This window comes from Pseudomonas wayambapalatensis, from assembly GCF_049942315.1.
In the GTDB taxonomy this organism is placed as follows: Bacteria; Pseudomonadota; Gammaproteobacteria; order Pseudomonadales; family Pseudomonadaceae; genus Aquipseudomonas; species Aquipseudomonas wayambapalatensis.
This window is the reverse complement of the sequence record NZ_JBNFMU010000224.1, coordinates 22,455-29,065: the sequence shown is the minus strand read 5'-3', so window position 1 is coordinate 29,065 and position 6,611 is coordinate 22,455. Positions and strand designations below refer to the sequence as shown.

7 protein-coding genes are annotated in these 6,611 nt (G+C 65.0%); 4 read left to right on the top strand and 3 right to left on the bottom strand.

Going from position 1 to position 6,611, the window contains the following annotated elements; genetic code table 11:
* Positions 1–127 precede the first annotated feature (127 nt).
* Positions 128–2,986: a class I adenylate cyclase gene (locus tag ACPZMI_RS20850; RefSeq protein WP_426352967.1), complete on the top strand. Its 2,859-nt coding sequence runs from the start codon at positions 128–130 to the stop codon at positions 2,984–2,986.
* Between the two features lie 10 nt (positions 2,987–2,996).
* Here ACPZMI_RS20850 and rnk read toward each other — a convergent pair whose 3' ends face one another.
* The 3 genes from rnk to cyaY form a co-directional block, all read right to left on the bottom strand.
* Entirely contained in the window at positions 2,997–3,407 is a 411-nt protein-coding gene (gene rnk, locus ACPZMI_RS20845; RefSeq protein ID WP_186667372.1) for a nucleoside diphosphate kinase regulator, read from the bottom strand.
* 131 nt (positions 3,408–3,538) lie between these two features.
* A complete protein-coding gene (locus tag ACPZMI_RS20840; RefSeq protein WP_054891606.1) occupies positions 3,539–3,760 on the bottom strand; it encodes a DUF1289 domain-containing protein in 222 nt (73 codons plus the stop codon).
* 1 nt (position 3,761) lies between these two features.
* Positions 3,762–4,094 (bottom strand): iron donor protein CyaY, encoded by a 333-nt coding sequence (gene cyaY, locus ACPZMI_RS20835; RefSeq protein WP_054891605.1) that lies wholly within the window; start codon positions 4,092–4,094, stop codon positions 3,762–3,764.
* A gap of 211 nt (positions 4,095–4,305) precedes the next feature.
* Between cyaY and lptM the strand changes: the two genes are divergently transcribed.
* Genes lptM through dapF form a run of 3 tightly spaced genes read left to right on the top strand, consistent with a single transcriptional unit; the run spans position 4,306 to position 6,601 of the window.
* Complete coding sequence (gene lptM / locus ACPZMI_RS20830; RefSeq protein ID WP_186667371.1) at positions 4,306–4,509, top strand: LPS translocon maturation chaperone LptM; 204 nt, start codon at positions 4,306–4,308, stop codon at positions 4,507–4,509.
* 9 nt (positions 4,510–4,518) lie between these two features.
* The gene (gene lysA / locus ACPZMI_RS20825; RefSeq protein ID WP_151925471.1) at positions 4,519–5,766 is read left to right on the top strand and encodes a diaminopimelate decarboxylase; all 1,248 of its coding nucleotides are present in this window, start codon (positions 4,519–4,521) and stop codon (positions 5,764–5,766) included.
* Positions 5,767–5,770: 4 nt separating this feature from the next.
* Positions 5,771–6,601 (top strand): diaminopimelate epimerase, encoded by an 831-nt coding sequence (dapF, locus tag ACPZMI_RS20820; RefSeq protein ID WP_186720265.1) that lies wholly within the window; start codon positions 5,771–5,773, stop codon positions 6,599–6,601.
* Positions 6,602–6,611 lie beyond the last annotated feature (10 nt).

The following is a 6,611-nucleotide window of genomic DNA, read 5'->3' as shown; positions in this document are numbered from 1 at the left end:
AGGCCCATAAAGACACCACACCCCTAAGGCGCTGGAAAAATGGCGTCAAAATGCCACTCACCCTCTTATCCGACCTCGCCACTCAGGCTAAACTCGCCGGTGCTCCCCCGGCCTGCCTGAGTGCGTCATGAACCACCCCCATGAAATCCGCCCCGATCTGCACGAAGGTATCGACCGCAAGGTGCTGTCGACCCTGCGTGGGCGCTTTCTACAGCTGAACGAGGGCCGTCTCGCGCGGGCCAAGGAAGGGCTCTCCAGCCGCCAGCAGCAGGTACTGACGCTGCTGCCGCTGTTCTTCCACGTCAATCATCCGCTGCTGCCGGGCTATGTGTCAGGCAGCACGCCTGCGGGCGTCTCGGGCTTCGAGCCTGACGCCGAGCTGCTGGCCGAAGCCCAGCGTCTGACCCGCTCCTTCACCTACAAGGCCCGCCACGGCAACCCGCCACGGCCGATTCATGGCCTGTTCCTCATGGGCAGCCTCGGCACCCTGGCCCAGGCCGAGCAAAGCGACATGGACCTGTGGGTCTGTCATGCACCGGGCATTGGCGAAGGCGCCCTGGCCGAGCTGCGGCGCAAATGCCAGTTGCTCGAAGCCTGGGCCGCCACCCAGGGCGCCGAGGCGCATTTCTTCCTGATCGAGCCCCAGGGCTTTGTCCAGGGCGAACGCGACAGCCAGCTCAGCTCCGACGACTGCGGCACCACCCAGCATTACCTGCTACTCGACGAGTTCTATCGCACGGCGATCTGGCTGGCCGGACGCACGCCGCTGTGGTGGCTGGTGCCGGTCTACGAAGAGCACAACTACCACGCCTACACCCAGACGCTGCTGTCCAAGCGCTTCATTCGCGCCCAGGACGACCTTGACCTCGGCCACCTCGCACACATCCCGCCCGGGGAGTTCGTCGGCGCAGGGCTGTGGCAACTGTTCAAGGGCATCGACTCGCCCTACAAGTCGCTGCTCAAGCTGCTGCTGACCGAGGTCTACGCCAGCGAACACCCCGAGGTACGCTGCCTGAGCCTGGACTACAAGCGCGCGGTGTTCGCCAACCGCCTGGACCTCGACGAGCTGGACCCATATGTCATGGTCTACCGCCGCATCGAGCAGTACCTGCAGCGCCGTGGCGAGCATGCACGCCTGGAGCTGGTGCGGCGCAGCCTCTACCTGAAGGTCAACAAGAAGCTCAGCGCCCTGCCCCGTACGCGCAGCACCGGCTGGCAGCGCCAGCTTCTGGAGCGCCTGACCGACGAGTGGGGCTGGGACGAGCGCCAACTGGCGCTGCTCGACAGCCGCAGCCAGTGGAAGGTCCGCCAGGTGGCGGTCGAGCGTCGCGAGCTGGTGGCCGAGCTGAACTACAGCTACCGCTTCCTCAGCCAGTTCGCACGCGACCAGAGCGCCAGCAGCCGCGCCGATCAACGCGACCTCAACGTGCTGGGTCGGCGCCTGTACGCGGCCTTCGAGCGCCGCGCCGGCAAGATCGAGGTGATCAACCCGGGCATCGCCCCGGACATCGCCGAAGATACCCTCACCCTCGTCCAGTCGCCCAACCGCAAGGAGCCGGGCACCCACCACTGGGGCCTGTACAACGGCAACCTGGGCGTGCACGAGTGGGAGCATTTCAGCCCGATCAAACGCTGCCGCGAGCTGCTCGAACTGCTGACCTGGGCACACCGCAACGGCGTGATCGACAGCAGCACACGTCTGGCCCTGCACCCCGGTGTCAGCGACCTGAGCGAGTTCGAGCTGTTCAACCTGCTCGGCAGCCTGCAGCAGACCATCGCGCTACCGCTGGAAACCGTCAGCGAAATACGCCTGCTGCAACCCAGCGTGGCCGACGAGATCCTGCTGCTGGTCAACGTTGGCATCGACCCGCTGCGTCATCACCGCGACCTGAACATCCTGATGACCACCGAGCGCACCGACTCGCTGAGCTATGCCGGGGTGCGCGAAAACCTGGTGCTGACCTTCGACCAGATCACCCTGAACAGCTGGAACGAAGTGCTGGTGCAGCGCTACGACGGCGAGCACGCGCTGATGCGCTGCCTGCGTGACTTCCTCAACAGCCAGGGACCGCGCACGCAGCGTCCACGGCTACGGGTGCGCTGTTTCTGCCACAACCGTGCGCAAGCGATCGCCCAGCGCGTCGAGGACATCTTCGAGACCGTGCAGTTGCTGCTGGATCAGGGCCTGAACCACCGCTACCTGCTGCAAGTGGCGCAGCACACCCATGTGCTGGACCTGGTGCCTGGCCAGGTCAGCCTTACCACCCTGGACGATCAGGATGCCGTGCTCGCCCACCTCGGCGAGGAGCGCAGCCAGTACAGCCCGCTGTACCTGGACGCCAATGCCCTGCAGGACCACGACCTGCCACTGGTGCTGGAACAGGGTCAAGCGGGCTGCATCCAGGTGTTCTATCGCCTGCACGAAGGCTGGGCCGAACTCTACGTACTCGACGAATACAACGCACTCTGGCTGCAGCGGCTGCCACTGCAGGACGAAAGCCACCTGCTGCTGCCCCTGCAACGCTTCCTGCAGTCGGTGGTGGTGCGCCGCGATGCCCAGTTGCCGCTCGACAGCCTGCAGCAGGCCTCGCTGGACATCCTCTACTACCAGCTACTGCCCAACGGCCCAGGCAAATGCCGTGCCCTGGAGCCTCGGCCCGCGCCACAGGTCGCGAGCGGCCAGCCGTACTACGAAGTGCAGGCGATTCTCCAGGCAGGCGCGGGGGATGACGTGCATGTCACGCTGTATTGCGACCAGCAGGAGTTTTCCCAGCTCGATCACGGCGACCAGCTGTATGCCGTGGTCGCCCGGCAGATTCTGCGCCAGCGCCGCAGCGCCGGGAACTACCGCTGCTACATCACCGACCTGGACCTGTCCGAGCTGCTCGACGACGAACAGGGCTCGACGGTGCTGTTCCTGCGCTACAAGCGCGAACTGGAGCAGTCGCTCAATGATGGGCTGGAGCAGCTACAGGCTTGTTTGTAGCTGATGCCGTTCAGAGATCGAAATCACCCGCCGCTTCAGGCTGGTATTCCACGGCGAGCAGCTTGAGCTTGAGCGTCTTGCCGCCTGGCGCCGGCCAGTCGATCTGGTCGCCCACCGACAGGCCGAGCAGCGCGCAACCGATCGGTGCGAGGATCGAGACGTTGCCTTCCCCGCCTGCGTCCTTCGGGTAGACCAGGGTCAGGTGATAATCCTTGCCGGTGGCTTCCTCGCGGCAGTGCACGCGCGAGTTCATGGTCACCACGCCCGCCGGGACCTCCTCGTGGCCGACCACCTGTTCGGCGCGGTCCAGCTCGTCCTGCAGGGCGAGCACACCCGGCGTGCTTTCGTCGAGGCTGTCGAGCAGACGCTCAAGACGCTGCACGTCCAGTCGGGTGAGGATGAGGGAAGGCTTGGTGCTCATGGTCCAGTCAGACTCCTTTCAACGAAGTATTTCAAGCTGTAGATAAAGCAAAACCCCGCCCAAGGGCGGGGTTTGAGAATGCTTCTGGCGCGGCCAGTACCGGACTGACACTACCACAGCCGGGCAAATACTCAAGCCTGTGGCGTCGAAGCCCTCAGTGCGTCGGCCTCGCGGCAGATCTGCCGCCGCCGCTCGTCATCGGCCGAACGCCATTCGCGGATATGCTCCACATGACGCATGCATCCAGTGCAGACACGGCGCTCGTCGAGACGGCAGACGCTGATGCACGGCGAAGGCACGGCCGGGCTGACATTGCTGTAGAGCGGCTTGGGCGGCCGCGGTTGCTCGCTCATCTCAGATCTCGTCGAAGTCCAGCTTCTCGCCGACCCGCTCCCAGACGATGCGCTCGAGCATCTCGCCGAGCAGTTCTTCGCTCTTCTCGCAGACCCACTTGCCGCTCTCTTCGTCATAGTCGAAGTGGAAACCGCCCGAGCGGTCGGCCAGCCACAGCTGACGCAGCGGCTCCTGGCGGCTGAAGATCAGTTGGCTGCCGTTGTCGAACTTGATCGTCAGGACACCGGCGGAGTTTTCCATGTCCAGGTCCAGGTCGGTCTCGTCGAACAGATCCTCCAGGGCCTGTTGGGTCGCGTCGACCAGGTCGTGGAAACGCGCTTCGCTCAAACTCATTGCAGGAACCTCGAAAATGGCTGCACACACGCAAGCCGGGCACGATACGACCGCTGGGCGCTGATTGCAAAGACTAGCGACCGGCAGCACCGAGCCCAACCCTCACAACCAGCAAGCCTGGCCCGCCCGACGGACCGGCCCTTGCATAGGCAATCCGGCGGTCGCTCGGTATACTCGGGCGCAATACTGCTTATTTCAAAGGATTTCACCCATGAAGCGCCTGATTTCCTCCATTGCGGCGCTGGTCGCTGTAGCCTGCCTCGTTTCGGCCTGCGGTCAGAAAGGCCCCCTGTACCTGCCTGAAGACGGCAAGGACGGCAAGAGCGCACGCAAGTCGTCGCACCAGCACGCGCAGCCGGCCAAGGCCGCCCCGCAAGACGAAGAATCGCTGCCCGAGCAGTCGCCAGCGCAGTAAGGAAATCCAATGGACGCATTCAACTACCGCGACGGTGAACTGTTCGCGGAAGGCGTGGCCCTGTCGGCCATTGCCGAACGTTTCGGCACCCCCACCTACGTCTACTCGCGCGCCCACATCGAGGGCCAGTACCGTAGCTACACCGACGCCCTGCAAGGGGTCGAGCATCTGGTGTGCTTCGCGGTCAAGGCCAACTCCAACCTCGGCGTGCTGAACCTGCTGGCTCGTCTGGGCGCAGGCTTCGACATCGTTTCCGGTGGCGAACTGGAGCGTGTGCTGGCCGCTGGCGGCCGTGCCGACCGCGTGGTGTTCTCCGGCGTCGGCAAGACCCGTGAAGACATGCGCCGCGCCCTGGAAGTCGGCGTGCACTGCTTCAACGTCGAATCCACCGACGAACTCGAGCGCCTGCAAGTGGTGGCCGCCGAGATGGGCAAGGTCGCCCCGGTCTCGCTGCGGGTCAACCCGGACGTCGATGCCGGCACCCACCCGTACATTTCCACCGGCCTCAAAGAGAACAAGTTCGGTATCGCCATCGCCGATGCCGAAGCCATCTACGTGCGTGCCGCACAGTTGCCCAACCTGGACGTGGTCGGTGTCGACTGCCACATCGGTTCGCAGCTGACCACCGTCGACCCGTTCCTTGACGCCCTCGACCGCCTGCTCGACCTGGTCGACCGCCTTGCCGACTGCGGTATCCACCTGCGTCACCTCGACCTGGGCGGCGGCGTCGGCGTGCGCTATCGCGACGAACAGCCACCGCTGGTCGCCGACTACATCAAGGCCATCCGCGAGCGCGTCGGCGCACGCGACCTGGCCCTGGTGTTCGAGCCCGGCCGCTACATCGTCGCCAACGGCGGCGTGCTGCTGACCCGCGTCGAATACCTCAAGCACACCGAGCACAAGGACTTCGCCATCATCGATGCGGCGATGAACGACCTGATCCGTCCGGCGCTGTACCAGGCCTGGATGGGCGTCAGCGCGGTCAAGCCACGCGAAGGCGAAGGCCGTGCCTACGACCTGGTCGGCCCGATCTGCGAAACCGGTGACTTCCTCGCCAAGGACCGCCAGCTGAACCTCGCCGAAGGCGACCTGCTGGCCGTGCAGTCTGCGGGCGCCTATGGTTTCGTCATGAGCTCGAACTACAACACCCGTGGCCGTTGCGCCGAAATCCTGGTCGATGGCGACCAGGCCTTCGAAGTCCGCCGCCGCGAGACCATTGCCGAACTGTTCGCCGGCGAAAGCCTGCTGCCGGAGTGAACCCATGCTGCTGCGTTTCACCAAGATGCACGGGCTGGGCAACGACTTCATGGTCCTGGACCTGGTCAGCCAGCACGCGCACATCCAGCCCAAGCATGCCAAGCAGTGGGGTGACCGCCATACCGGCATCGGCTTCGACCAGCTGCTGATCGTCGAGGCGCCGAGCAATCCGGAAGTGGACTTCCGCTACCGGATCTTCAATGCCGACGGCTCCGAAGTCGAACAGTGCGGCAACGGCGCGCGCTGCTTCGCCCGTTTCGTGCTGGACAAGCGCCTGACCGCGAAGAAGCGTATCCGCGTCGAAACCAAAGGCGGTGTCATCGAGCTGGATGTGCAGAACGATGGCCAGGTCTGTGTCGACATGGGCCCGCCGCGCTTCATCCCGGCCGATATCCCCTTCGTCGCCGACCGGCAGGCGCTGAGTTATCCACTGGAGGTCGATGGCCAGGTCCACTCGATCGCCGCGGTGTCCATGGGCAACCCGCATTCGGTGCTGCGCGTCGATGACGTGCGCAGCGCCCCCGTGCACGAGCTGGGGCCGAAGATCGAGCACCATCCGCGCTTCCCGCAGCGGGTCAACGCCGGCTTCATCCAGGTCGTCGACCGTCACCGTGCCAACCTGCGGGTATGGGAGCGCGGTGCAGGTGAAACCCAGGCCTGCGGCACCGGCGCCTGCGCCGCCGCCGTAGCAGCCATCGCCCAGGGCTGGATGGATTCTCCCGTGTCCATCGACCTGCCGGGCGGGCGTCTGAGCATCGAATGGGCCGGCCCCGGCAAACCGGTGCTGATGACCGGCCCGGCCGTACGCGTCTACGAAGGACAGGTTCGTCTCTAAGCGAGTATCC